Raw genomic sequence first — 24,726 nt, 5'->3', positions numbered from 1 at the left:
CAGTCTCTATGGTTCCTGAAGCCTAAGACCAACGATTTTTACAGTAATTGTGAATCTCGCTAGGATTGTCGAGTTGGTTGGTAGAGTTACCTGTGCGGATGAAGAGGGATTCTTTGGTTTGACCGCTTTTGGAGTCTTTGAGTTTCAGGTAAACTGGGCGAGGGGAGGGGTCAAGGATAATGCGACAGATATCTTTAGCCTCAATTTCATGGAAGGTGATATGAATATAAGGGGCGAGGTCTTTGCCGAGTTCTTTTAATAGTAAGTTGTTGGTTAAAAAGAGTTCGTAGCCGTCGCGGTTTTTCTTTTGGACGGTTTGGTAGTCGTGGTTTAAACCGAGGATTTCTCCTTCGTCGTTGATGCCAATTAATAATGTACCGCCTTGGTGGGAGTTTAGGAAAGCGGCGACGGTTTTGAGGATGACTTGTTCTATTACTTTGTTTTTCTTATTTTCCCGCATATCCCAACGGGCGGAGGATTTGAATTCTAATTGGTTGCTTTCTCCTTGGCTAATTAGGTTGATAATTTCTGAATCGCCTGTTAGGGGGGTGAAGGTTTGGTAGGCGGCGAGTGCTGCTTGTTTGGTTGCTTCGGGGACGATGGGAAAGGTGCTGAGGATGTGTTGAAATTCGTATTCGGTTAAGCCGTAAAGGTGGGCAATCATTCCGTCAAGTTCGGCGCGGAGTTGGGCGCGTTCTGTTTCATCGGTAATGCCGTTTTGGTGGGAACCTAGTCCGACTTCTGCGGCTAAGTCGTCGAATTCTGGGGTTGTGCAGATGAGTTTGGCGGCGCGTTCTACTATTTCGTTGAAGTAGCGATCGTTTTTTGTGAGGCGGGGGACTGGGAGTTGGTAGACATAAAAAAAGTTAACATTAGCGGAAACTCTAAAGCGAATTGCGTAATCAAGAACAAAACTGTTCCAAACTGATACTAAATACAAACACTCAAGGTCATTTGGTGGACTATCGACTTTTTCCGAATACCGCAATACTGACTGAAAATTTTCTGAATGAAAGCTTGGCGGAATAACAGTTGCGATTAAAGTGCGATAGTTTGTCGTACTAGCCACTTTACGGAAACCAGCTCGATAATTTTGATAATCTAAAGTCTGTCCTCTATCTTCGCCTCGTCCTAAGATAGCTGCACGCCCCTCTGACTCTTCTATCCAATATCTAGCCTTACCAAATGTATGAGTAAATTGCTCAATCATTTTACCTTCATAGAGGGGCAGCTTACCTTTCCCTGGCTGTGGATTGAATAAACGACTATCATTAGTCATATGGAACTCTGAGGTTAATTTCAGATTCCACTTACCTTTAATCTCTTCTCCCAATAAAGGAAACTTACCCATCTTTTGAGCAATACGAATATCAGTCTCATTCTTAAACTCCATTACAGAAAGAGAGTCAGGAGACAGTTTACGAATTAGCGGAACTGAAATTTTGATGTGTTCATCTTTATTATTTAAGAAAGTCTCAAGCTGAACTGGTCTAATCGCCTCTCGCGGGTCAATGCGAAAAGCAGCAGCAAAGGAATCAGTCTGACTTCCCTTTTCAAAATTTAGTAGGCAAAACTTAAATCGATGGTCTACTCCTTCAAAAATAAACCTTTCATTAGAAATTCCAAATAAAGCACCTAACTGAGTCTGAGTAAACAACATTTCCCTCAGTTGTTTTGCACCCAAGTCAGTATAAATACCCGTAGGTAAGATAATCCCAGAATGACCGCCGGGATGTAACAGATTAAAGCATTGCTCTAAAAAAAGCTTATAGAGATTAATATCAGTCCCTGATTTTCTGCCATTTACAACAGAAATCTGATTCTTGTACTGTTCTGCTGAACGATAATAGGCACTAACATAAGGATATTGACTTTGATATTCAAGCCAAGCGTCAGCAATTTCTGAATCTTCAAGTAATTTTTTCTTGGCTTTCTCAAATTGCTTGATATCCATCTTGCTCTTTTTGACCAGCTTATTATGCTGAACAAAGAACTCTCTAGCATTTGGCTTAAATATCTCCCAAGGTGGATTAGTAATAATCGCATCAAAACCACCTCTTTTCTCTATAATCTCATCAAAATGATAACCCCAGTGAAACGGCTTCAACGCCTCAATATCCTCAATCTTCAATAGCCGCTTCTTCGCCTTACCCTTCAACTGTGCTTGCTCATACTTAATTCCTAACTTCGTGCTAAACTCATCCAGCAATAACTGATTTAACTTAGTGTAAGAATCCCGATTGAGCTTTTCAATCTCATTTCGCAACCGTTGAATCTGATCATTCTGAGATGTTCCTTCAACTTCTCCCGGTTGAAAAGCATGTTTTTTGTATAAATCTACATTTTTATTCTTCTCCTCCAAAATCCTCCTATAGTTACTAGCTGCTAAAATCTGAAGTAAATTCCCCTGTCGAGACTCACCAACCGCATCAAACCCTTCCTCATCCACTCGAATTAAACCAATTAACGAATTCCCCACCATAATATTGAAATCAATATTCGGTAGAGGTTCCAATTCTTCAACCTCCTGTGCAGAAGAAACCAATGCCAGAAATAACCGTAACTTAGCAATTTCCGTTGCTTCCTCCATGATGTCTACCCCATAGAGGTTGTCGGTAATAATCCGCTTTTTGACAAAATAAGGCAATGAGGGGTGCTTGGCTTCTACATCATTTAGCCAATTTTTCAAACGTCTGTCACCCTGTAACTTAATCGTGACAATCACCGCGCCATATACTGAAATTAGCGTCCTCATCGCCGCCACCAGAAACGCCCCCGAACCGCAGGCAGGGTCAAGTAATGATAAATTGGGTAGGATATCGTGAATTAAGCGATCGCACAGTGGGGAATCTAACTTAATTAGTAGTTCGTTGATATCCTCGAATTTTGCACCCTACCCCCCTTACTAAGGGGGGAGTTAGAGATAGAAGATTCCTTAGTAAGAGAGGAGTTAGAAATAGAGACTGTTTCAATATTCTCCCCCCTCGTTTCTAATGTCCCCCCTTGATAAGGGGGGATTAGGGGGGTGGCGGGTAGGGGGGGTTCTTCAAGTGTCGCATTCACCCGATCTAGAATGAGTTTGTTGATAGTGCGATCGCATAAATACTCGGTAATCTCCGGACGAGTATAATAAGCACCAAACGCCTTTTGGTTAATATACTTCTCAAAAATATATCCCAACACATCCGGGTTAATTTCATCATCCTTACCCCCCGGAGTATCATCCAAGTTCCAAGAATAGCGATAAAATAACGCCAAAATTTGCTCAAAACCTTGGTCAGAAATAGCAATATTTGGATAATCTTGCTCAATGCGATGCTTGAGAAATAAACCGCCATTTAAATATTTTACCCGACCAATTAACGCCTCTACCTCTGGGTTACGTTCCGCTTCCGGTTTAGCAAACCCCTCAAAAAATAGCGTTTGCAGAAACTCACGATAAAAACAATCGTCTCCCCGTTGCTTACTCTCTGCTAACTTATTTTGCAGATAATCTAAATCCTCATTATTAATAAACCCCTTGCGCTGCAAGAAATAAACAAACATCAAGCGATTGAGAATAACCGAAGTATACCAACGACGGTCAACCTCATTCTCAATTCCTCGCACAAACTTGAGAAACTCATAATGTTCCTCCTGAAATTCCTTATAAAACTTCTTAGTAACCCGTTCAACATCAAAACCACTTTGCAGTTTTTGGGCAATTTCTACAACTGAAGGTTCGCCATGTTCCAAGTCAGTAATATCAATTACTAACCCACCCAATTTGCTTAAAAATAAATCTCCAGGTTGTCCCTTAACATGCAAATGGTCACGGACATAGCGCTTGGAATTCTCCCGTTTCACCCAATACCAAAGACTACGGGTGCGTTCCTTATCGACAAAAATAAGTAAGTTTTCCGCAATTTTCTCTGTAATTTCCTGGTGAATCGCCGTTCGTTGTTTTGCTTCGGGAATCTTACCGTTTGGTGAAGTTAGTTCAAAGACAACCACTCCCGACTGTTCAGCAATTCGCTTGTAATCATAAGTTTTATCTTCAATCTCCAACGGTATAGCTTTTTTAGTTGAAGGTTGCGACCAACCTAATTCCTCAATAAATAACTCACCGAACTGAAAATTATAGAGTAAATCACGAGTATGTTTAAAATTGAGAGGCATAATTAATTTCTCCTAAAACTTAACCATTGAAATAATTCCGCTGCTGATAATTGCCAATTATCTAAAATATCTAAAACAGGTAAAATATCTGAATCTTTCTTTACTTCCGGCTGCTGCTTAGGTTTGAATACAATGACTAATCGTGCTTCCGGGTCAATTAACCAACCCAATTTTGTGCCGTGATTCAGGCAAAAGATAATTTTTTCCGTTAAACGGGCATCGTGTTGTTCCGGTGAAAGAATTTCAATCACCCAATCTGGGTAAGTTTCAAACCTATTCTTTATTTCTCCATTCTCGTTGAGAGGAATACGTTGCCATTCAAAAACCGCGATATCTGGAACAATAGAACGTCCTCCAAACGTGCAACGCAGTTCTGGAAATGCGTAAGCTAATTGTTGCGGGCTAGCAACTTGGTTGATTTCAGCCGTAAAACGACCTTGTAACGTACTATGTTTTCCTTGAGGCATTGGTTTTTGGTAGATTTTCCCATTGATATACTCACTAGCAGGTTCCGTTTCTGGCAGTTCTAGAAACTCCACCAGCGATAAATTTATCTTGGCATCTGTTGAAGTCATAATTTATTTACCCTAAAGTTATCTAATACAACCAACTAAATACATCTGCCACAGAAAGCTGCCAATCTGCTAACACTTCAAGAACAGGTAATTTTTCATCACCGTATTTCACATCAGGTAATTGATTGGGCAGAAAAACCATCACTGATTCATCTTCCGGTTCAATAAACCAACCTAATTTTGTCCCATGCTTCAAACAAAAGGTAATTTTATGAATAACGCGACTTGGTGATTGGTCTGGAGAAAGAATTTCAATCACCCAATCGGGAGGAATTTCAAACTTATTAGCAATTCTGCCGTTGGGACGACGCGGGATACGCTGCCATTCAAAAACAGTAATATCTGGCACAATTGCGCGATTCCCAAATGTACAGCGCAATTCTGGAAATGCATGAGCTATTTTTTCGGGTATACCCACCTGATTAATAGCTGCCAATAAACGACCTTGTAATGTGCTATGTTCTCCTTGAGGCATTGGTTTCTGGTAGATTCTCCCATCAATATATTCACTAGCCGGCTTAGTTTCTGGTTGCGCCAAAAACTCTTCTAAGGTTATCTGAGTGATTGGTTGTGTCGTTGAAGCCATAGCAGTTACCTACTCTTGTGATTGAAACAATCCTAGCGAACAAATAATTTGCGGTTCTTGAGTTTGTCCCTCCTCGTGCACGAAACAAAGCTGGTCATCTAAATAAAGTGCAACCACCAACTCTGCTAATTGTTGGTCATCCATACCGCTTTTAAGAGAACGATTCAAACGGTCAACGGCTGACTGTCGTAGGGGATAGCGGTAAATGTGGTCAATTGCTTTGAGTAAATCTGGAGTCACTAACAACGGCATTTCCGTGGCGTAACGTTTTAGCCGTTCATAACTCCGAAACCTGGCCCCGGAAGGGCGGCCTAATTGCCCCCCTGCACTCTTTTCTTCCTCGGCAATTAACTCAGCCCCTTTTTGCACTAAACTATGATGTTGGGAGTCACGCTCAATCGCCTTGGTTTCTGGTTCACAACGCGCCATCCGCAAAATTTCAAACTGAGATTGAGTAACACTTTTACCCTCTCGATTAATCCAAGCTAAAGCATCATTCCCTTCTACAGTTTTCATGTATAACAAAACCCCTTCCGGCTGAGTAGTAGTAGGGATATGACTACGGCTGGAATAAACCACATTTTGTAGATTTTCAATAGTTTTCTTAAGGGTGGGATTATTATCAGTAGCATTCTTCCAGATTTGATAAGCCTCCGAAGTTAGGTCTACTTCGTTATCCTCATCTCCTTCTAGAATTCCCGCTTTTTCGTGATAAATATCAAGCATCATTTGCTGATTAGCGTCATCCTCAAAAAACGCCTCATCCGTACCCACAACTTCAGCATTTTCTTGAAGCCTTTGACGCAACCTTCCCCGCAAATTAATAATTCGTTCTACTCCCTCGGCTGGTAAAAAGGAATAGCAAATTATTTTCTGTGCAGTTTGACCAATTCTATCTACCCGTCCCGCCCTTTGAATCAAGCGAATAATTGCCCAAGGCAAGTCATAATTAACAATAATGGCGCAATCTTGCAAATTCAAACCTTCACTTAAAACATCAGTCGCAATTAAAACTCTTAATTCCTCAGCCTCAGCAACAGATTTACCGTTACTCACCGGACTAAAACGCCAAGCCGTCCCTGCGGGGTCAGCAGAACTACCCGTTACCCCCTCAAGTTTGCTAATTCCTCGCTGCTGGAGTTGGTCAGTTAGATAATGCACCGTGTCAGCAAACTGGGTAAAAATTAAGACTTTTTCTTGAGGGTGAATCTTACGCAAAAGTTCAATTAACGCTGCCAACTTTTGGTCTTGATTAGCATCCCAATCTCCGCATTCATCGAGTAAACTAATTAAAGCTTGAGCATCTGCAAGTAAATCTTTTTTTAAAGAGGCTTTAAATAATTTTGGTCGCAACCATTTAAAGCGTCGCTGATAGCGATTGGCATATTCTTGGTAAACAGCAGCAGCACGTTGGCGATAATCTACCTCTGTTGAGGATAATAATTCCTCTGTTGTTAATTCTTCCTCTTCCTCGAACTCTGGATCAAGCCGAGTTACATCTAGAGAATCTGAGTCTTCATCATTATTACGAGTATCTAAAAGTGCTGCTTCTTGTGTACCAATCGGTAAGGGTAAATCTTGTGCGATCGCATGTAAGAAAATATAATTCCGTAAGATATGACGATCTAAAGATTGCAGAAAAGCTGGGCCACCACTTTCTAAGCGCTTAAATAAGTTGGTGCGGCAAAAACCCATCAATCTTTTACCTGCACGGGATAAACCTTTAAGCTGCAATGACTCAGCGGTGGTTAAAGATTTCCCCTTAGCTGACTTAGCAGAAACTGCATAGTTTCCTAACCCATATCTTGGTAAACTAAGAGAATTAAGCAGTTTAACTACATCCTCAGAATAAAGGGCGGTATAGGGTTCATCTTCTCCACCAAAGCTAAACTTAACAGTCTGGGGTTTACGCAGGGGAAAATAAGACCGTCTGCCATCAGGAAACTCTAAGTATTTACGTCCAGTTTCATCATCTTTAGTATAATTCTCCTGAATAAAACTGCGAGTCCGACGCACCATATACAGCCGCATTAGTTCTCGCCAATCATCCGGATATTCACTATGTTCAAAAGCAGCTAAGGAACGTACTGGAGATTGATGTCTGCGGCTAAATTCAATTTCTCCCCCTAACTCACTCAACAGTTTTTCCGGGCGAATACCTAAATTTTTATCTTCGGGTACAAACAAACGTAGCTGATTGGATAAATCCAAATAAGTTTTGTTATAAGGTGTAGCCGTGAGTAGAATGCAGCGACTTTCATTCAGGGCAATATACTCCTGAATTGCCCGATAACGCTTACCTTGCCGATTCCGTAAGTTGTGGCTTTCATCAATTAGTACCACCCGATAACGGCGTTCTTTAGGCAACTCAATTTGTACCCGACTCAGGGAGAGAACCTTTGCCCGCAACCCATAACGATGAACATAATCCTCCCACATCGTTACTAGATTTTTGGGACAAATAATTAGAGTTTCTAAGAAAAAATCCTCTTCTAAAATCTTGGCTAAAGTCGAAGCAATTAGAGTTTTTCCCAAACCCACCACATCCCCGACTAATACGCCTCCTCTACGATTGACGTGACGCGCCGCAATTTGCACAGCAGCTTTTTGAAAGTCAAATAACTGATTTTTAATATCACGAGGAATGTGATATTCTGCTAACCCTGCCCTGGCTTCCTGGGATAAGTGATAAGCAATTTTCAAATAAATATAGTAGGGCGGAATCAACTTTTCTCTCGCCCAACTGTTATCAATAATCTCAATCAGTTCTTGAGAAATATCAATACACCAGCGGTCATTCCAACGCTCATTAAACCATTTTTGCAACTTTTGGCAAGCATCATGGTCTAAAATATCAACATTTAACTCTCCCTGGTTTTGCAGTCCCGACAAGGTAAGATTACTACTACCTAAAAAACCAATTGTGGGATTAATTATGTCACTACGATGAATTAGATAAAGTTTGGCATGAAGGGGATGTCTAAGAAATAATTTAACAATAACTTTCTGACTTTTAATTTGCCGAGACAACCTACGCAATCCCACCTCATCCTCATTAGTAGGTGCTCCCCAAGTTAATTGTTCGCAAAATTCTTGAGCAATTTGTTTCTTATGACGAATGACAGCACTGTTATCAATTCCTGCCTCTTCCTTACCTAGTGCTAAAGCAGCATGAACTTCATCTCTTGGTAACCGTTGCATTCCCACCAGAAGACGACAGCAGCCTTTTTCTCCTCCAGCAAACTGCTCAATTTGAGCGTCAATTTTACGCCAACCCCTCAGATTAAAATAGCCGACACAAAAATCGGCTCTCTCAGAAATATCTAGGGTTTCTTGTAAAGTTGGTAGTAGGGATTGCTCTATGTTGTCAAAAATGCGCGGCATTATATCCCCTAGAACAAAATTTACTTCCTGATATGCGATCGCAACAAATCAGCAACAGCAATCCGACAATCCCGAAATAGCAAAGGAGAAACAATCCCATCCTCTCCTAAAACCACCTCACTTTGATAACCATCCTCCGTCGGTTCCCGAAAAACCCGCAACTGCTGATTCTTCACATCTAACACCCAATAATCTACAATCCCTGATTGAGCATAATCTTTTGCCTTCAACTCACAATCTCTCTTGAGAGTCGAATCTGCCACTTCAATAATCAAATAAACATCAGATGCTTTAGGATGACTTTCTTCATAATCCAACGGATCTACCCTCACTACCGCCACATCCGGTTCTGGTTCCGAGAAATCATTTAATTCAATCGGCAATTGCGTTTGTATTAAAACCTGCTTTCCCAAACGTTCCCTAAGCAACCTCTCTGTACGCCGGATTGCGGCAGCATGGAGACTTCCCTGGGGACTGATCTTTTTTATTATCTGTCCTGCAACTAATTCAACTTTCTCATCAGGCTGCAAAATTCCCGCCTCAACCATTTGGTGATATTCCTGAACTGTCCAGAGACGGAGTGGTAATGTCGTTTGAGTTTTCAGCATAGCTGTTAAGGGGAAATTGTAAATCGTAAATGGAAAATTGAGAATTGTATTGATATTTCTATTCTCTTCCTTCGATCTTGTAAGCTGTCATGCATTTAAATTGGGTATAAGTAGCGACCAAGATGGTCGCACTACAAGGCTTTCGCAATTCTTGATAATAAGCTTTAAATGACGAACAGCTTACCTAGCGGTTGAAACAGCAGCTACACCAACATAGGCGAGTAGCGGCTTCCCACTTAGATCTTGTAAGCTGTCATGCATTTAAATTGGGTATAAGTAGCGACCAAGATGGTCGCACTACAAGGCTTTCGCAATTCTTGATAATAAGCTTTAAATGACGAACAGCTTACCTAGCGGTTGAAACAGCAGCTACACCAACATAGGCGAGTAGCGGCTTCCCACTGGGTAGATTTCGGGCTAAATACAGCCTTTGTGAGCAACAAGCAAGATTTATATACACGGTAGCCCATCATCTTTGCGATGGTCAGCAAGCAAAAAAGATTAAAGAAATTTACATACTTCCCCTATTGCAGAGGATGAGAGAGTATCGTTTTTTAGCAGTATCGCTCACTACAAAAGAGCGAGCAGTAGATTAGAACTGATACCGCACATAGAGTTAAATCAATAACTACAATGTCTCAGCCCACGATAGAATCAATCCTTCAAGAAAAGCGTTCCTTCTCACCACCATCTGAGTTCTCTGAGAAAGCGCAGATTAAAAGCCTGCAAGAATATCAGCAACTCTACGAACAGGCAAAAGCTGACCCCCAGAAATTTTGGGCAGATTTAGCAGCACAAGAATTGGACTGGTTCCAGAAGTGGGATACGGTGCTGGATTGGCAACCGCCTTTTGCCAAATGGTTTGTGGGCGGCAAAATTAATATTTCTTACAACTGTCTTGACAGACATTTAACTACTTGGCGTCGCAATAAGGCAGCCTTAATCTGGGAAGGAGAACCAGGAGACTCCCGAACTTTAACTTATGCCCAACTGCACCGAGAAGTCTGCCAAATGGCAAATGTCCTCAAACAGTTGGGAGTGCAAAAAGGCGATTGTGTCGGTATTTATATGCCGATGATTCCCGAAGCAGCGATCGCCATGCTAGCTTGTGCCAGAATCGGCGCACCCCACACCGTAGTTTTTGGTGGTTTTAGTGCAGAAGCCCTCAAAGATCGACTCGTAGACGCTTCAGCAAAGTTAGTGATTACTGCTGATGGTGGCTGGCGCAAAGATGCGATCGTACCCCTAAAAGATCAAGTTGACTTAGCATTGGCTAATCAAGGTGTCCCTAGTATAGAAAACGTCCTAGTAGTGGAACGCACCAAGCAAACAACCCAGATGGAACCGGGACGCGACCATTGGTGGCACGAATTGCAGGCTGGAGTATCGGCAGATTGCCCCGCCGAACCGATGGACTCTGAGGATATGCTGTTCATCCTCTACACTAGTGGCACCACAGGGAAACCCAAAGGCGTTGTTCACACCACGGCTGGTTACAACCTCTACAGCCACATGACGCTGAAATGGGCATTTGACCTTCAAGATACGGATGTCTATTGGTGTACCGCCGACGTCGGTTGGATTACCGGACACAGCTATATTGTCTACGGCCCCCTGTCCAATGGTGCCACCAGTGTCATGTACGAAGGTGCACCACGTCCTTCTAATCCTGGTTGTAGTTGGGATGTGGTGGAAAAATACGGCGTTAATATCTTTTACACCGCACCCACCGCCATTCGGGCATTTATTAAGATGGGTGAACAATATCCCAATGCTAGAGATTTATCTTCCCTACGACTGCTAGGAACTGTGGGAGAACCGATTAACCCGGAAGCCTGGATGTGGTATCACAAAGTAATTGGCGGTGAACGCTGTCCGATTGTTGATACTTGGTGGCAAACCGAGACTGGCGGCTTTATGATTACTCCCCTACCCGGTGCGATCCCGACAAAACCCGGTTCTGCTACTCTGCCTTTCCCTGGTATTATCGCTGATGTGGTGGATTTAGAAGGTAATCCCGTTAGCAATAATCAAGGGGGCTATCTAGTCGTGAGGCACCCCTGGCCAGGGATGATGCGCACGGTTTACGGTGACCCTGACCGCTTCCGCCGCACCTATTGGGAACATATCCCCCCCCAAGATGGACAATATCTTTACTTTGCCGGGGATGGCGCGAGAAAGGATGAAGACGGTTACTTTTGGGTAATGGGCCGTGTGGATGACGTGATTAACGTAGCTGGACACCGCCTGGGTACGATGGAAATTGAGTCCGCATTGGTGTCTCATCCAGCAGTGGCTGAGGCGGCGGTGGTTGGCCGGCCAGATGAGGTGAAAGGGGAAGATGTGTTTGCTTTTGTTACCCTCGAAGGCAGTTATAGCCCCAGCGAAGAGTTAGAGAAGGAACTCAAGCAGCATGTAGTTAAGGAGATTGGTGCGATCGCACGTCCTGGTCAAATTCGCTTTACCGATGGCATGCCCAAGACGCGATCAGGCAAGATTATGCGGCGCTTATTGCGCAATTTGGCAGCAGGTCAAGAAGTTGCTGGTGATACCTCCACGTTAGAAGACCGGGGTGTCTTGGATAAGTTGAGGGGTGGGGCTTAGGTAGGGCAATTTGAAGTAATAAGTAATAAGTAATAAGTAATAAGTAATAAGTTGTTTTTAGTGATGCTATTGGCAGCTTGTCTTTAGGTTCAGCCTCTTCTCCAGTTATTACTATTACTTATTACTGAAAAAACATTGGAGGTTTATTCAACGACTCCACCCTGCGACACTTCGCCTGACGGCTCCGTTTCGCTGAGGGTGGAGATTGCATCTATCGTCCAGCGCAGTTCCGAATACCTCGAAAGGCGCGACGCTCGTTGCCTCGCTACCGCTTCGCTATCGGCTTTGCCTTCATCCGACGACGCATCAGGGACGGCTGAAAAACGCCCCGTACTCTCCCAGTCTTGCCGAAAGAGCAACACTCTAAGTGCAACATTTCGAGCACCAATCAAATCGGAATGGAGAACATAACCACACTGCTGGCACACAAAAGTTAGACCCTTGTTGGGCCTATTTCCTTTGGATGTGTGACCGCAGCAGGGACAAGCCTGAGAAGTATAATGAGCATCTACTTTGACAGCCAAACTTCCAGACAACACAGCCTTGTAATCAATAAAGCCGTGCAGCTGTGCAAATGACCAACGAGCCTTGTTGCTGTTAGCTCTACGCTGTTTGTGCGACGCTTTCTTGCCCTTTTTCTGGGGCTTGGTCCGCTCTCGGATATGGGTTAGATTCTCCAATCCAATCAGGGTGTTAGGCTCTGCAACTTGCTTAGCAATGCAGTGATTCGTATCAGCGATAAACCGTCTCTCCCGTCCAGATAAAGCAACTAATCTTTTGGTTGCACTACGGGTGCCTTTACGCTGCAAAGACCTTCTCGCTTTTACATAACGAGAAGCTTTGTGCCTCACCTGTTTACCACTGAAAAACTGAGCCTTATTTCGGGTATCTGCGGCAACAGCAATATAGCGCTGCCCAACATCTACACCGATGACTCTGTTTATATTGTTCGGTGTTAGCTCTGGTATTTCCACCTCCATGCTTACTAACAAGTAGTAAGTTTTCCTGGCGCGTGAGTACCAAAGTTTTGCCGCTCCAATTTTGGCTACTCCAGAATTAATCAGATAAAGATGCTTGGAGTATCCCTGATAATTTACCTTGATTCGACCAGATAAAGTGATGACACTTACTTTCTGGTCTTTAATAAATGAGTAATCACGCTGATAATTTAAGGTGCAGGTACGAGAAACGTACTTAGGTGGTTTATCCAATCCCTTGTATCGTTTCTTGGTACGACCCGCTTTAAATGCCTCCTCGTTGTGCTTCAACTTTGTCCGTAATGACTTATAGGTTGCTCCAACTTGACGGGGAACATTACAAGCCATTTGCGAAGGTAGTCTAAACTTCTCCCGCAGTGTGTAATAAACTTTCTTCTGTATCTTGGTGCCGTTGTAGGTTTTACCCATCTCGAAGGCAACACCAGATGTGTAATTCAATGCGTCCTTATATGCCAAAGAAGTCACCCGGAGCTGTTCTTTTTGCTCCTGGGTGACTTCTAGTTTTAATTTGGCAGTTAGGGTTTGGCCCATGATACTTTCACGATGTTGTCTTACACTATCATTGTCGTGAAGCAATGGCAAGTAGCTTGGACGACTCCATACTTACGCCGTCCCGCAATTCCTCCCCCCACCTGCGCTTTGTGAGCTAAACCCTCATTTGCTTCGAGGTGGGGGAATCCTGGCGATTTTGTTGAACATTCTGGAACCAGGCAACGATGCCATCGGCGATCGCCTTTGCTAATTTCTGCTGTTCTTTCCGGTTGGTGATCCATTCAAATTCCACCGGATTAATCATGAATCCTAGTTCCAACAACACCGAGGGCGCAGTGTGAGGACGAGTTAAGGCTAGGTTATTCCAAAAGACGCCGTAGGAAGGACGCCCTAGCTTTTTTACTAAGTAGTTATGGAGAAACACTGAGAGACTGTGGGCTGGGGTGTTATACCAAAACATGCCAATACCAGCCGTATTCATGGCGTCACCACCATCGGGTAAGGCATTGTAGTGAATCGAAAGTGCGATCGCAGGTTTGAGTTGATTAATCATCTTCACCCGATCCTCAAGGGAGACAAACTGATCTTCCTCCCTTGTCATGTAAACCTCGGCCCCTCGTTGCACTAGTTCCTCTTGCAGTAGCTTCGAGACGGTCAAGTTAACATCTTTTTCTGGATAACCATTGGGTCCCCTTGACCCCAACTCATCTCCGCCGTGGCCTGGATCGACTACAATTTTGATGCCAGAGAGAGAGTTACTCTTCAGGGTTGGTGGATACCGCAATGAGAGAATTAAACTAGTTCCTTCGTACCGTAAGTCATAACCCCACTGCTGTTGAGATTTCAGGTTGAAGGTATACTGCACCTGAGTTGGCGTCACTTGTTGCCAGTCGAGGCGGGAGATTAATGGGTCATCGTCTAGGCGAATAATATCAGTTTGTGCTGTGGTGTTATAGAGATTGAGGGTAAAAGTGCGATCGCCTTGCTGCACACTGACTGGTACAGGTGTTTGTAGGGGGAAAATCACTTCTGTTGCCCCCGCAACCTGACGGGCGCGGATACTACGAATCAGTGATAATGGTGGCACTACACCAGGCAGGAAACGTACTTCAGCCGCTTTAATCCAGGCACCGTAGTCAAGACGCACCCACTCTCCTTCTTTACCAGTGACGGTAGCCCTGGTTCCTTTGGGCAAAGGCGTTAGGCGAGAATAGTCTGTACTGGGGCCAGTGCGCGCCACACCTGCATCGGCTGTCACCTCGACAACTTCTAGTTGTGCCGGGGAGAGAATCGAAATTTTACCGGCTGCTGACTGGCTAGTTGTTTGACCATTAACAGTTAGCTGATACTGAGGTTGCCCTAAATCGGCTGCTGTCTGTGCAGTTGTACAACCCTGGTAATGACCAATCACAGACTCGCTAGCTGGCTGATTAAGTTGTGTCAATACGGCAGAATTCGCTGGCAATTGGATATTCTGGGATTGAGGCAATAAAGGGATGGTTTGATTAGCTAAACCCACGGTAACCTTGGCTTTTGGAGAAGCGATCGCGCTAAAACAAACAAGTTCTCCTGGTAATCGGGCAATATCTACTGTTGGTGTCAGAGAATCTTTGCTAAACTCCAATCCTACGGGCACCTCTGGTTCTGTGGAAAGCCTAGTGACGCTAACCTTGATTTCTTGGTTTTGGTAGCGCAGGGTAAACTGATTTTCCCCTAGTTGCAAAGGAAAACTGGGGGCAAAATTACCAGCCGGACTGCGTTCAATTGCTTGACCATTTACCAGTACTTCTCCAGATGGGGAGGCTGTACCAATCAAGAAAATTGTTGAGGCAGTTGTCTGGTGTTCCTCTGGGGGATAAGCCAGGAATAGTGGTTGTTGTGCCGCAACGGGTAAGGTAATCACAGCTCCTAAAACTGCCAATCCCAGAATTTTTCTCATGCTTGATTAAGATGCCAGTTATACCGAACCCAAGTCACTTTACACTAAAAATTCTTAATCTTCCAATAGTTTAGTCGGCAAACCATCAATGCTCTGCAGATTTTTCGCTTGCCAATATTCATATATACCCTGTTCACCCTTGTTATCAGCCCAGTCCAGAAGCGTTTTTCTTTCTTCCTTAAACTCATAGACAGGTACAGCAAAGCCACAGGAAGTTTGCGCTGATTCAATTGCCAAAACAATAATTTGCCGTTCTCCGGGCAGGGTATTAAAGAGTGAGTAGAATTGTGACCAAGCTTCATCCCTAGGTCGAATCACTTTACCTGTGCCATAGAGGCGAAGAATTAAGGGCTTTTCTGAAAAGCTACAAAACATAATTGTCATTCTGGCATCTTCTTGCAAGTGGGCAGATGTTTCGTTACCACTGCCAGTTAAATCAAGATAGGCGACAGTTTTATTATCAAGACAGCAAAAGGTATCAATGCCTTTGGGAGATAAATTAATGCGACCTTTAACGGGTGCTGTTGCTGTAAAAAATATCTTTTGCTCTTTGATAAAATTTTGCAGTGAGGCATCAATCTCGGAGTAAAACTTAGCCATAGAGCAACCTTCTGGTTAAGACGAAACTTTTGTAGAAGTGAGCCGCGATGATCTTTAGTCTGGTCGAGGAGTCAGCCGAAATCCTCTTGGCTAGGAAGCAAGCTGTTACCAAAGACCAGATATTAAGAATACCAGGATGTTGAGCTAAAAGGATATATGAGCAAGAGCGCAGACTTGAGAAGATGGAGTGTCATTAGGGGATTAGTCGTGCAGAGAGTCGAGGTACAAATTGTTCTCAAAATACCTTAAGTAAAGGTTCCATAAAGATTATCTTTTGTTTATCTATTGTGGAAAACTATCAAATTTCTGTGGAAAACTGCCAATCTCTGTGGAAAACTATGGGTATGATGGAGTATTTTTTGACTAAAAGCTAATCTGGTCAGATTGATATGCTTGGGGCTCAACGTGAATAACAACTCGCACTGGTTGGAAGCGTTCTTCCAAAAGATTCTCGACTTCTTCAGTTATTTGATGAGCACTGGCAACGTCTTGGTTATCTACAATCATGTGCATTTCAATAAAGACTTGGCGACCTAAAAGACCACGAGAAGCGATCTGATGGCAGTTAATTACACCAGGTACTTGCATGGCGATCGCTTGAATTGCTTCTGGTGCGATCGCTACTTCATCTACTAGCCAGGGTAAGTTTTCTTGCAATACTTTCCAGCCACTGCGAAACACCAACAACGCCACAGGAAATGCCAAAACCAAATCAAGCCACTGCCAGCCACTCCAGACTCCAATTAATCCAGCAATCACGCTGATCGTAATCCAGACATCGCTCATGGTATGTTGAGCATCAGCAATCAAAATATTACTGCCGAGGCGTTTACCGACACGGCGTTCGTAGAAGGCGACAAAGATATTGACTCCTAATACAATCAGCATCAGCCACAGTACAGGTGCTGACATTTTGACTAGCTGACCACCAAAAAAGATGCGCTCTACAATACCTTTAACAATTTCTAGGCAGGCAAAACCCAAAAAAGCAGCGATCCCCATGGCTCCTATCGCCTCATATTTTTGATGTCCATAGGGATGCTGGCGATCCGGCAGAGGTGATGCCATTTGGTTAGTTACCAATCCCAAGACGTTGCTGGCACTGTCAGTCACGCTGTGCAGGGCATCTGCTAGTAAACTGAGGGAACCTGTCCACCAGCCAACGCCTGCTTTCAAAGCCAGCACAAACAAATTCAGCAGCAGCGTAATAATCAGAACCCTACGGATCGCGGGACGGTTATCTATCTGATGCACGCCGCTCACCCCACTAAAATTAAAGTTGATTAATCTAGTTTAGAGACAAGGGCCGATGCTGTACTAGTTCTATGGTTAATATTAATTGGCAAACCATAACTAATCGCAACTACTGATGCATTTACCGCGACTAACACTCAATTTGGTAGGGGGTTCTGTTTCGTTCAGTTTCACGGCCGATGCTGCCCAAAAATTACAAGCTGAGATTTCCCAATTAATGCAGAGTCTCAAAACCGCTAGTCAGAGTTCAGCAAGCGGCGGCAAACCCAATCCCCAAAAATCGATGGAGTTCCAGTATACCGGAGATGTCTTTCTCGAAGTTTTCTGTAATCCCAACATCTATCCCAGTCCTTTTGCCGCCAAAGTCTTGATCACTCTCCGGGATGAGCAGATGCGTTTAAGCACAGAAGCTGAATTGACTCGCTTGATTGAGGACTTGAACCAGTATTTAGAACAAGTCGGCTGAAAGCTTCGATATCCTGAGTTCTTAGCGACTAATGTAAAATAGGCAGCGTCATCAAGAGGAACTGGCTATTTTGTTAAGTAACAGCTTCTTGCCTTGAGATGCACTCTCTTATCCCCAGAAAACTAATAGCGAATAACTAACTACTTAGATGAAATCCAACAATTTCCTGGAATTACTACAAACTGGGTTTCGTGCCTCCTTGGGAGCGACAACTTCCCTCGTCGAGACTCTGCAAGACCCTCAAAAGCGAGAGGAAACCTTTTCAGAGATCAGTCAAAAAGTGACGGAATGGGCCGAAAAAGGAGAAATAACTGAACAAGAAGCGCGGAGTTTTATCGAAGAGATGTTGAGGCAAACCCAACGTTCAGGAAGTGCGCCGACAGCAGAAACACCCAGTGAAACCTATGCATCAGCGCCGACAACCTCTGCTACTCCCAAAACACAAAGGTCAATTGAGGAACTGACAGCAGAAATTTCTGCGGTTCGGACTGAGTTAGAGAAGCTGCGCAACTCTGACTCTAATAGTTAGTTAATCTTACTTTGATGAAAAACCGCTACCTGGGGAATAATATTGCCCTTGCAGGTAGCGGAAGATTAACAACAGTATGATTTTCGACAGAGACCAGACTTGGAATTAAATTACTTCAGTGATAATCAGAGCTTAAACCAAGAATTCAGGTCTAGGGAACGCCGTGGTCAAAAGCCAAAAAGCAAAAAAACGTTCACCTTTGCCAATGCGGCTTGCTAGTGCTACTAAGTATTTATGAGTTTTTGAGGACATTAGCTAAAACTTGAAGCGACACAATTATCTCCAACACTCAAGGGAATGAAACATTTGTTTCCAGTTTATCTAGTCAAGCTGAGCAAAAGTGAACAGTACAGTATTAATTTTGCTGATTGATGTTGAGATAGCTCTACACACTGGTGCTGCGATATCAGAGTGGATGGCATAGCTACAAACAACCAGTTTCCCCCCCGGTTCCCCGGTCAGATTGTAACGATAAGTAATTAACCAAACTTGATATCACTGCCTCGCAATTAATTTCGTGTGTTGTTCAACCGCAATACCTTAGTCGTTGTCCCATTCTTCCGGACCCAACAAATCAGCAACGCGGTCTCTAAGTAAGTAGCCGCACTCTTCTAGTTCACACTCAACACAAACCCACTCGCGAGCTGGAATGTACTGACAAAGTACATAGATCGGCTGTTGCCGACCAATAGTTCCCTTCTCGACAAGGTTACGTGCTTCTTCTTGGATGAGATCAATGGAATACCGGATAGGAGGAGCAGATTGCACCGTGTCAACAATCATGGTTATTAACCTGGTAAATAGCAGCTATACGATTAAATATAAACGAAGAATTCAGTATCGTGAAAATAAATTTATTTCCGTATAGAAAGTTACAATGCACTGCGTTTTATTAACACAAGACTACGAAACATAACAGGCTCAGGCAAACTGTTCAAGTCTAACCTCTCAAAGAAGAAAAACCAAATAAACCGGCTTGAATCCTTTGCCAGTTTAATGTTGGTAACTTAGGTAGGCGTAAAGAGGGGGTTGACGGGAGGTTAACCAAACTTAAAGAAATGGAATGAAAGCATCAACTGTGGTGACTTTAGGTAATAAGACTTCAAGAGCAATTATCTGAGCCTGTGGCATCTGCCCAAAAGAAAATACATAAGACTGTTCCGGCAGCAGGTTTGGTATAAATTGCTTCAATGCATAAGGGCTACCGTAAATTACCAAAGCCTGGAGAGCCGGATTTCTTAATATTTTCTTAAACATAGCAGCTACTTCGGGGGTCAGTCCTGCACTACCCCGAAAGGGATTACCCCTGATAAATAGCTGGAGGAGAGTTGGCCTGGCGGCAAGAGAATCACTCAGATCCTCAGAAATCAGTGGGGTGTGGCGGTCAATAAGCTGTAGTTCGTAACCTAGTTGTCTAGGTATTGCCACGGCTGGGGTGTGTCGATTTAGAAAATCACAAGCTAGAATGTCGTCCACGACAATCACGTTGCGTGGCTTGTTGGTGCTGTTAGCAGCTTGAGTTGCTAAAGGTAGGGAACCTCCGCTTTGTTGTGACTCCCGCAGGATGTTGGTAACTGTAGTGAGAGCCTCTGGCTGCGCTAATTGGTCAATACAGATCGGTGTGGGGGACGGTGAGCAAGAAACTTGTTTCTCTATCACCTTAGTTTTAGCCTTCCAGATACGCTCTAGCGACTCTTGAATACGCTCTCGTGAGATGCGTCCTGTGGTCACAGCGTCACAGACTGCCTGAATCGCACTTTCGGGGTTGACAGGCATCAACAGGATATCGGCCCCGGCTTCTACAGCCATTACTGGAGCTTCATTTGCGCCATAGCGATTGGCGATCGCTCCCATGACTAGGGCATCTGTAACAATCAGTCCCTCAAATCCACAACTGATGCGCAGCAAATCAGTCAAAACTTGCTTAGATAAAGTGGCAGGGAGTTGCTTGTCTAAGGCAGGAATTAACAAGTGAGCACTCATGACGGCATCTACCCCAGAAGCGATCGCCTCTACAAAGGGAGGCAATTCTACTTGGTGCAGTCGCGATAAATCTTGAGGCAATACTGGTAAATCTAGATGAGAATCAGTTGCAGTATCGCCGTGACCAGGAAAATGTTTAGCAGTACTCAAAACTGGATACTGTTGAGTACCACGAATAAATGCCCTTGCCAGTTTACTTACGGTTTGTGGTGTTTCACCAAAGGCGCGGACGTTAATTACTGGGTTTTGGGGATTATTATTGACGTCAACAACGGGTGCCAGTAACCAGTTAATGCCAATTGCCAAGGCTTCTTGGGCCGTGATTGCTCCCATTTGCTCGGCATATAACTCAGCTTGTTGTTCATTTTGTTGGGCAATTGCCCCAATTGCCATCGGTGGGGCAAACCAAGTAGCACCGCCAAAGCGTTGACCTACTCCCTCTTCGATGTCAGCCGCAATCAGCAAAGGGATTTTACCCCAGTCTTGGAGTTGTTGGCACCTCAGTGCTAGTTCTCCGGCGCTTCCTCCTAATAAAATTACGCCGCCGACACCTAACTCTTGTAACCAATAGCGCAGCTTGGCGGCCGGAGGTTCCCAATCTGGGTATTGAATTTGCTGGTCGAACAGATAACCAGATGCCCGTACTACGACCATCTGGGCAACCTGTTCGGCTAGGGATAGTTGATCCCCATCAGGCAGCGATTTCACTCTTGAACCTCTACCTCTGGAACCGTGTCATCCGTTTCTTTGTCCTGACGCTCATCAGAGAGCTGATTGAGCAGTGTCAGCATGCGAGCGCCACGCTCTAAACCTCGGTCTTCAACGAATATGACTTCTGGTGTGCGGCGCAGACGAACTCGCTTGCCTAATTCGCGGCGAACATAGCCGGTAGCTGACTTTAAACCAGCCATCGTCTCGGCTCTTGCTTCATCTGTGCCATAGATGCTGACATAGATTTTGGCATGCTGCAAGTCACCAGAAACGTCCACGTCAGTGACGCTGGCCATTCCGGCACCCACGCGGTCATCTTTGATGTCATAGAGCAACATTTGGCTGACTTCCTGCTTAATTAGTGAGGAAATACGAGAAACACGGCGACTTGTGGCCATAAAGCCCCCTTTGATACAGTACGGGCAGTTGTTTGCAACGACTACCAGTCTAAACTGGACTCAACCCTAGCATGGCACGGAGGGTAAAAGAGATAAAGAAAAAGGAACCCACTACAAGACCAATGAAAGCGATCGCACTGATGGGATTTTGCAACAAAGGTTTGAAGAACAGGTAAACCGAATAGAAAATGCCTAAGGTAAAGCTAATCAAGTAGCGTGGGTAGCGAGAGACGTTTTGCCAGAAGCCTTCAAACATAGGTAGAGTCACCGCTCTAAGCGGCTAAGAGTTACTGTATCTTCACTGGTAGCACTTGTTAGCGAGTTCGACAAGTTCTTTTTAGTTGAGTTGATTTGTCTAATCTCCTCCAAGGATCAGGCAATGCCGTTGAACTCGATTGGCACTGCCGTTGGGTAATAATCATTACCTCTGAGAAATATTTTCTACATCCGACAATTAATTACTTGCTAACATTTTGTGGTAATTTGGAAGTTCCTTGCCGCTAATTTGCCCAATAAAAATCCCTGATCTAGGTTATTATTTGCTGCAAGATTATAGATTTTTAAAAGATTAAACCATCATTAGATTTAATGCTTCTCAAAACAACCAACATGGCTAAGCCGCGTCCCTTTCTTAAATGGGCTGGAGGCAAAAATAGGCTAATTCAGCAATACGAAAATTACTTTCCCCAGACTTTTACAACTTACTACGAGCCGTTTCTCGGTGGTGGTGCAGTCTTCTTTTATTTGTCACAGCAGCGGTTACCCTTGTCTGCCGTTTTGAGTGATATTAATCAAGAGTTGATTAATGTCTATTGCTGCTTAAAGAATGACCCAGAGCAAGTCATTTTGTTCTTAAGTGAGCATCAACAAAAGCATAGTCCAGAATACTATTATCAAGTGCGCAGTAATTCTGAAGGCAGTATTTTCCAAAAGGCAGCTAGGATAATTTATTTAAACAAAACTTGCTTTAATGGTCTCTACAGAGAAAATGCTAAAGGGGAATTCAACGTTCCTCTCGGTAGATATAAGAATCCTAAAATTTGTGACCCAGCTTTACTGCGATCAGTCTCAGCAGCACTTGAGAATGTTTACCTTGAATCCAGATCTTTTCAAGACGTTGTGCACTATGCCAAAGGCAGTAACGATTTTGTTTACTTTGACCCTCCTTATCATCCGGTAAGCTCTACTAGTAATTTTACCGCCTATAGTCGCTATTCTTTTAATCGAGCTGAGCAAGTCAATCTCAGAAATGTTTTTGTCAGCTTAGCAAGCCGTGGCGTTAAAGTGATGCTTTCTAATTCTGACTGTCCATTTATTAGAGAACTATATCACGGTTTTAGTATTCATACAGTTTCTGCTTCGAGAGTGATTAACTCTAATGCGAAGAAGCGAGGTAGGATTACTGAAGTGTTAATTACTTCTTATTAAATCTGGGCTTTCTAGATAGTATTTAGAGTATTTATTTAGCTAGACACAATTAACTTGAAAATGCGCAGGGGTTAGGTTGGCGTAGAAAACTCAACACCAATATGGGTTAAGCTTCGCTAACCGATCCTGCTATATTACAGATGATTATTAGCCCAAGTGATAAAACTAGTTAAATTATGAACTGCTAGAAGATTAGCATTAAAATTAACTTGATTGGTCAACCAATCAATAGCTTTCGGCTTCATGCCTTTGCCATCAATGAGGACAACTGCGGGAGTAGGATAGCAATTCTGGATATTTAAGTTAAGGTAAGGCAGTTTTTCATCAACTGAACCACTGGATTGTTGCCATTTACATTCAATGATTAAACTATCAGGGATTCGGGGAACGCCAAAAAGATAAAAGTCTACATAAATATCAGTTCCATAAATTCCTGGGCCTATGTAAACTTGTCTAGCATATCTTTTTATCGGTTCCTGAGAATTTATTAGCCAGTCCTTTCTTCGCTTTTTCGGTATATATTCACAGCTTTGCAGATAACCGTTTCCTTGTATTATTCCTTCCACAGTTTTTTCTAAAACATTGCCAGACTTCGTTGCCCTCCTCCCTTGATTGATTAGACTTTTATTGATCATCGGGTTTAAAATAGTAATTATGTACTATATAGCGGTGCGGTTGTATTAGCTTGAATACCTTAAAACTACCGCAACCTGCAAGCCATAGAATAAAACTATGTGTGGAAGATTTAGTCAAACTCAATCAGCAGAAGTAATCGCACAAGCATTCCAAATAGCCGAAGTTCCGCCTCTCACCCCTCGTTATAATATCGCGCCTACTCAGTCTGTGGGGACTATTTTACAGACTCCAGAACAGCAGCAAAGGCAGTTCCGGATGTTGCGTTGGGGTTTGATTCCTAGTTGGGCGAAAGATGCCAAAATTGGGGCGAGATTAATTAATGCTAGGACAGAAACGGTTGCTGAGAAACCAGCTTTTCGTAGTGCCTTCAAGCGTCGGCGTTGTTTGGTAATAGCAGATGGCTTTTATGAGTGGCAAAAACATGAAGGGAAAAAACAAAAGCAACCCTTTTATTTTCGTCTGAAAGATGAGCAGCCATTTGCATTTGCTGGTTTATGGGAACATTGGCAAGATGCTGATGGTTCAGAAGTTGAGTCTTGCACGATTTTGACGACAGAACCGAATAATTTAACTCGCCCTATTCATAACCGTATGCCAGTAATTATTGAGCCGAAAGATTATCCTTTGTGGCTGGATAGTGAAGTAAAAAAATCAGAGTTATTACAACCTTTGTTGCATCCTTATCCGCCTGAAGAGATGATAGTTTATCCAGTTAGTAAGGTTGTGAATAAGGCAAGTAATGATAGTGCAGAGTGTGTTGAGAGAATTTAATTTAAAAAGTGAAAAGGGATTGATGCTTAGGTAGTAGGTGATCATACAATTGAAGACTGCTGTAATTGCGATCGCTTCTGTTATTAGGCAATTTAGCTCAACAACGGCTAAGATAAGAGCGAAAATTTGCTAATTGCACTCTAGAGAAACTACGGCAATGCCTACAAGAATTACAGAAGTACTTGGCACTGATGGGGAAAAAATCTACATTCAATATGACGAAGAGGACAGTGATGAATTGCAAGCTGTTGGCTATATAGATGATATTCAGGCAAGAACAGAAAGATTAAAAAAGACAATGGTTAGTACAGTACGCAGTTATTCACAAATGGTACTTGATAGTGTCAAGCAAGGAATCACTGATACTGTTTCGCCAAGTAAAGTTACTTTAGAATTTGGCTTACAAGCTGGTGGGGAGACGGGAGTTCCTTTCGTAACCAAGGGGACGGCGCAAGCCAATGTGAAAGTTACCATTGAGTGGGATTTGAGTAAGTAGTAACTGAGATACTCGACTTCTGAATTGAGTTTATATAGTGTTAGCTAAGGTTTGAGAAAAGAAGTCGGGTATCTGTCAGAAAGCAGATCTTTATTCCACAGCACCTAATC

Annotated in this window: 20 protein-coding genes and 1 pseudogene; 6 read left to right on the top strand and 15 right to left on the bottom strand. The window is 43.4% G+C overall.

What is annotated here, in order from left to right:
- Positions 1-22 precede the first annotated feature (22 nt).
- The 6 genes and pseudogenes from ACT7WV_RS08350 to ACT7WV_RS08325 form a co-directional block, all read right to left on the bottom strand.
- Positions 23-2,764 carry an Eco57I restriction-modification methylase domain-containing protein gene (locus tag ACT7WV_RS08350; RefSeq protein ID WP_463424154.1) on the bottom strand — a complete coding sequence of 914 codons (2,742 nt, stop codon included), beginning with the start codon at positions 2,762-2,764 and terminating at the stop codon, positions 23-25.
- A 293-nt stretch (positions 2,765-3,057) separates the two neighbouring features.
- A pseudogene (locus ACT7WV_RS08345) lies at positions 3,058-4,158 on the bottom strand (type IIG restriction enzyme/methyltransferase); the annotation flags it as partial.
- Between the two features lie 2 nt (positions 4,159-4,160).
- Entirely contained in the window at positions 4,161-4,733 is a 573-nt protein-coding gene (locus ACT7WV_RS08340; RefSeq protein ID WP_445102462.1) for a Uma2 family endonuclease, read from the bottom strand.
- A 22-nt stretch (positions 4,734-4,755) separates the two neighbouring features.
- Positions 4,756-5,319, bottom strand: a complete 564-nt coding sequence (locus ACT7WV_RS08335) for a Uma2 family endonuclease (protein ID WP_445102461.1) — start codon at positions 5,317-5,319, stop codon at positions 4,756-4,758.
- A 9-nt stretch (positions 5,320-5,328) separates the two neighbouring features.
- Complete coding sequence (locus tag ACT7WV_RS08330) at positions 5,329-8,703, bottom strand: helicase-related protein (RefSeq protein ID WP_445102460.1); 3,375 nt, start codon at positions 8,701-8,703, stop codon at positions 5,329-5,331.
- A 20-nt stretch (positions 8,704-8,723) separates the two neighbouring features.
- Positions 8,724-9,311: a Uma2 family endonuclease gene (locus ACT7WV_RS08325; RefSeq protein ID WP_445102459.1), complete on the bottom strand. Its 588-nt coding sequence runs from the start codon at positions 9,309-9,311 to the stop codon at positions 8,724-8,726.
- Positions 9,312-9,944: 633 nt separating this feature from the next.
- Here ACT7WV_RS08325 and acs point away from each other — a divergent pair.
- The gene (gene acs / locus ACT7WV_RS08320; protein WP_445102458.1) at positions 9,945-11,915 is read left to right on the top strand and encodes an acetate--CoA ligase; all 1,971 of its coding nucleotides are present in this window, start codon (positions 9,945-9,947) and stop codon (positions 11,913-11,915) included.
- 143 nt (positions 11,916-12,058) lie between these two features.
- Here acs and ACT7WV_RS08315 read toward each other — a convergent pair whose 3' ends face one another.
- The 4 genes from ACT7WV_RS08315 to cdf31 all read right to left on the bottom strand — a co-directional run bounded on the left by ACT7WV_RS08315 (position 12,059) and on the right by cdf31 (position 17,198).
- Positions 12,059-13,444, bottom strand: a complete 1,386-nt coding sequence (locus tag ACT7WV_RS08315; protein WP_445102457.1) for an RNA-guided endonuclease InsQ/TnpB family protein — start codon at positions 13,442-13,444, stop codon at positions 12,059-12,061.
- A gap of 115 nt (positions 13,445-13,559) precedes the next feature.
- Positions 13,560-15,344: an N-acetylmuramoyl-L-alanine amidase gene (locus ACT7WV_RS08310; RefSeq protein WP_445102456.1), complete on the bottom strand. Its 1,785-nt coding sequence runs from the start codon at positions 15,342-15,344 to the stop codon at positions 13,560-13,562.
- Positions 15,345-15,398: 54 nt separating this feature from the next.
- A complete protein-coding gene (locus ACT7WV_RS08305; protein ID WP_445102455.1) occupies positions 15,399-15,944 on the bottom strand; it encodes a pyridoxamine 5'-phosphate oxidase family protein in 546 nt (181 codons plus the stop codon).
- A gap of 363 nt (positions 15,945-16,307) precedes the next feature.
- The gene (gene cdf31 / locus ACT7WV_RS08300) at positions 16,308-17,198 is read right to left on the bottom strand and encodes a CDF family zinc efflux transporter Cdf31 (RefSeq protein ID WP_463424153.1); all 891 of its coding nucleotides are present in this window, start codon (positions 17,196-17,198) and stop codon (positions 16,308-16,310) included.
- 115 nt (positions 17,199-17,313) lie between these two features.
- On the opposite strand from cdf31, the gene ACT7WV_RS08295 reads away from it, so the two are divergent.
- Together ACT7WV_RS08295 and ACT7WV_RS08290 are read left to right on the top strand one after the other, a co-directional pair.
- Positions 17,314-17,664 carry a hypothetical protein gene (locus ACT7WV_RS08295; protein ID WP_445102454.1) on the top strand — a complete coding sequence of 117 codons (351 nt, stop codon included), beginning with the start codon at positions 17,314-17,316 and terminating at the stop codon, positions 17,662-17,664.
- A gap of 148 nt (positions 17,665-17,812) precedes the next feature.
- Positions 17,813-18,193: a hypothetical protein gene (locus tag ACT7WV_RS08290; protein WP_445102453.1), complete on the top strand. Its 381-nt coding sequence runs from the start codon at positions 17,813-17,815 to the stop codon at positions 18,191-18,193.
- 540 nt (positions 18,194-18,733) lie between these two features.
- On the opposite strand, the gene ACT7WV_RS08285 is transcribed toward ACT7WV_RS08290, so the two are convergent.
- The 4 genes from ACT7WV_RS08285 to ACT7WV_RS08270 form a co-directional block, all read right to left on the bottom strand.
- Complete coding sequence (locus ACT7WV_RS08285) at positions 18,734-18,976, bottom strand: DUF4327 family protein (RefSeq protein ID WP_445102452.1); 243 nt, start codon at positions 18,974-18,976, stop codon at positions 18,734-18,736.
- Between the two features lie 267 nt (positions 18,977-19,243).
- Positions 19,244-20,884, bottom strand: a complete 1,641-nt coding sequence (locus tag ACT7WV_RS08280) for a glycoside hydrolase family 3 N-terminal domain-containing protein (RefSeq protein ID WP_445102451.1) — start codon at positions 20,882-20,884, stop codon at positions 19,244-19,246.
- Positions 20,881-21,285, bottom strand: coding sequence for a 30S ribosome-binding factor RbfA (gene rbfA, locus ACT7WV_RS08275; protein ID WP_445102450.1), 405 nt, complete (start codon positions 21,283-21,285; stop codon positions 20,881-20,883). Before rbfA ends, ACT7WV_RS08280 begins: the two co-directional genes overlap by 4 nt.
- Before the next feature lie 49 nt (positions 21,286-21,334).
- Entirely contained in the window at positions 21,335-21,541 is a 207-nt protein-coding gene (locus ACT7WV_RS08270; RefSeq protein ID WP_445102449.1) for a DUF751 family protein, read from the bottom strand.
- A gap of 332 nt (positions 21,542-21,873) precedes the next feature.
- Here ACT7WV_RS08270 and ACT7WV_RS08265 point away from each other — a divergent pair, with 332 nt between their 5' ends.
- Positions 21,874-22,713 (top strand): DNA adenine methylase, encoded by an 840-nt coding sequence (locus ACT7WV_RS08265; protein WP_445102448.1) that lies wholly within the window; start codon positions 21,874-21,876, stop codon positions 22,711-22,713.
- A 134-nt stretch (positions 22,714-22,847) separates the two neighbouring features.
- Here ACT7WV_RS08265 and ACT7WV_RS08260 read toward each other — a convergent pair whose 3' ends face one another.
- The gene (locus ACT7WV_RS08260) at positions 22,848-23,330 is read right to left on the bottom strand and encodes a PD-(D/E)XK nuclease superfamily protein (RefSeq protein WP_463424231.1); all 483 of its coding nucleotides are present in this window, start codon (positions 23,328-23,330) and stop codon (positions 22,848-22,850) included.
- 115 nt (positions 23,331-23,445) lie between these two features.
- Between ACT7WV_RS08260 and ACT7WV_RS08255 the strand changes: the two genes are divergently transcribed.
- Positions 23,446-24,120, top strand: a complete 675-nt coding sequence (locus ACT7WV_RS08255) for an SOS response-associated peptidase (RefSeq protein WP_445102446.1) — start codon at positions 23,446-23,448, stop codon at positions 24,118-24,120.
- Between the two features lie 157 nt (positions 24,121-24,277).
- Entirely contained in the window at positions 24,278-24,616 is a 339-nt protein-coding gene (locus tag ACT7WV_RS08250; protein ID WP_445102445.1) for a CU044_2847 family protein, read from the top strand.
- Positions 24,617-24,726 lie beyond the last annotated feature (110 nt).

This window comes from Symploca atlantica LB2515 (assembly GCF_052546295.1).
Note: the sequence above shows the minus strand (reverse complement) of the source record. Positions and strands in the feature narration are given on the sequence as shown.

Coding starts and splice junctions, on each gene's coding strand:
- ACT7WV_RS08340 (WP_445102462.1), bottom strand. CDS start 4,733: ATGACTTCAACAGATGCCAAGATAAATTTATCGCTGGTGGAGTTTCTA.
- ACT7WV_RS08335 (WP_445102461.1), bottom strand. CDS start 5,319: ATGGCTTCAACGACACAACCAATCACTCAGATAACCTTAGAAGAGTTT.
- ACT7WV_RS08330 (WP_445102460.1), bottom strand. CDS start 8,703: ATGCCGCGCATTTTTGACAACATAGAGCAATCCCTACTACCAACTTTA.
- ACT7WV_RS08325 (WP_445102459.1), bottom strand. CDS start 9,311: ATGCTGAAAACTCAAACGACATTACCACTCCGTCTCTGGACAGTTCAG.
- acs (WP_445102458.1), top strand. CDS start 9,945: ATGTCTCAGCCCACGATAGAATCAATCCTTCAAGAAAAGCGTTCCTTC.
- ACT7WV_RS08315 (WP_445102457.1), bottom strand. CDS start 13,444: ATGGGCCAAACCCTAACTGCCAAATTAAAACTAGAAGTCACCCAGGAG.
- ACT7WV_RS08310 (WP_445102456.1), bottom strand. CDS start 15,344: ATGAGAAAAATTCTGGGATTGGCAGTTTTAGGAGCTGTGATTACCTTA.
- ACT7WV_RS08305 (WP_445102455.1), bottom strand. CDS start 15,944: ATGGCTAAGTTTTACTCCGAGATTGATGCCTCACTGCAAAATTTTATC.
- ACT7WV_RS08295 (WP_445102454.1), top strand. CDS start 17,314: ATGCATTTACCGCGACTAACACTCAATTTGGTAGGGGGTTCTGTTTCG.
- ACT7WV_RS08290 (WP_445102453.1), top strand. CDS start 17,813: ATGAAATCCAACAATTTCCTGGAATTACTACAAACTGGGTTTCGTGCC.
- ACT7WV_RS08285 (WP_445102452.1), bottom strand. CDS start 18,976: ATGATTGTTGACACGGTGCAATCTGCTCCTCCTATCCGGTATTCCATT.
- rbfA (WP_445102450.1), bottom strand. CDS start 21,285: ATGGCCACAAGTCGCCGTGTTTCTCGTATTTCCTCACTAATTAAGCAG.
- ACT7WV_RS08270 (WP_445102449.1), bottom strand. CDS start 21,541: ATGTTTGAAGGCTTCTGGCAAAACGTCTCTCGCTACCCACGCTACTTG.
- ACT7WV_RS08265 (WP_445102448.1), top strand. CDS start 21,874: ATGCTTCTCAAAACAACCAACATGGCTAAGCCGCGTCCCTTTCTTAAA.
- ACT7WV_RS08255 (WP_445102446.1), top strand. CDS start 23,446: ATGTGTGGAAGATTTAGTCAAACTCAATCAGCAGAAGTAATCGCACAA.
- ACT7WV_RS08250 (WP_445102445.1), top strand. CDS start 24,278: ATGCCTACAAGAATTACAGAAGTACTTGGCACTGATGGGGAAAAAATC.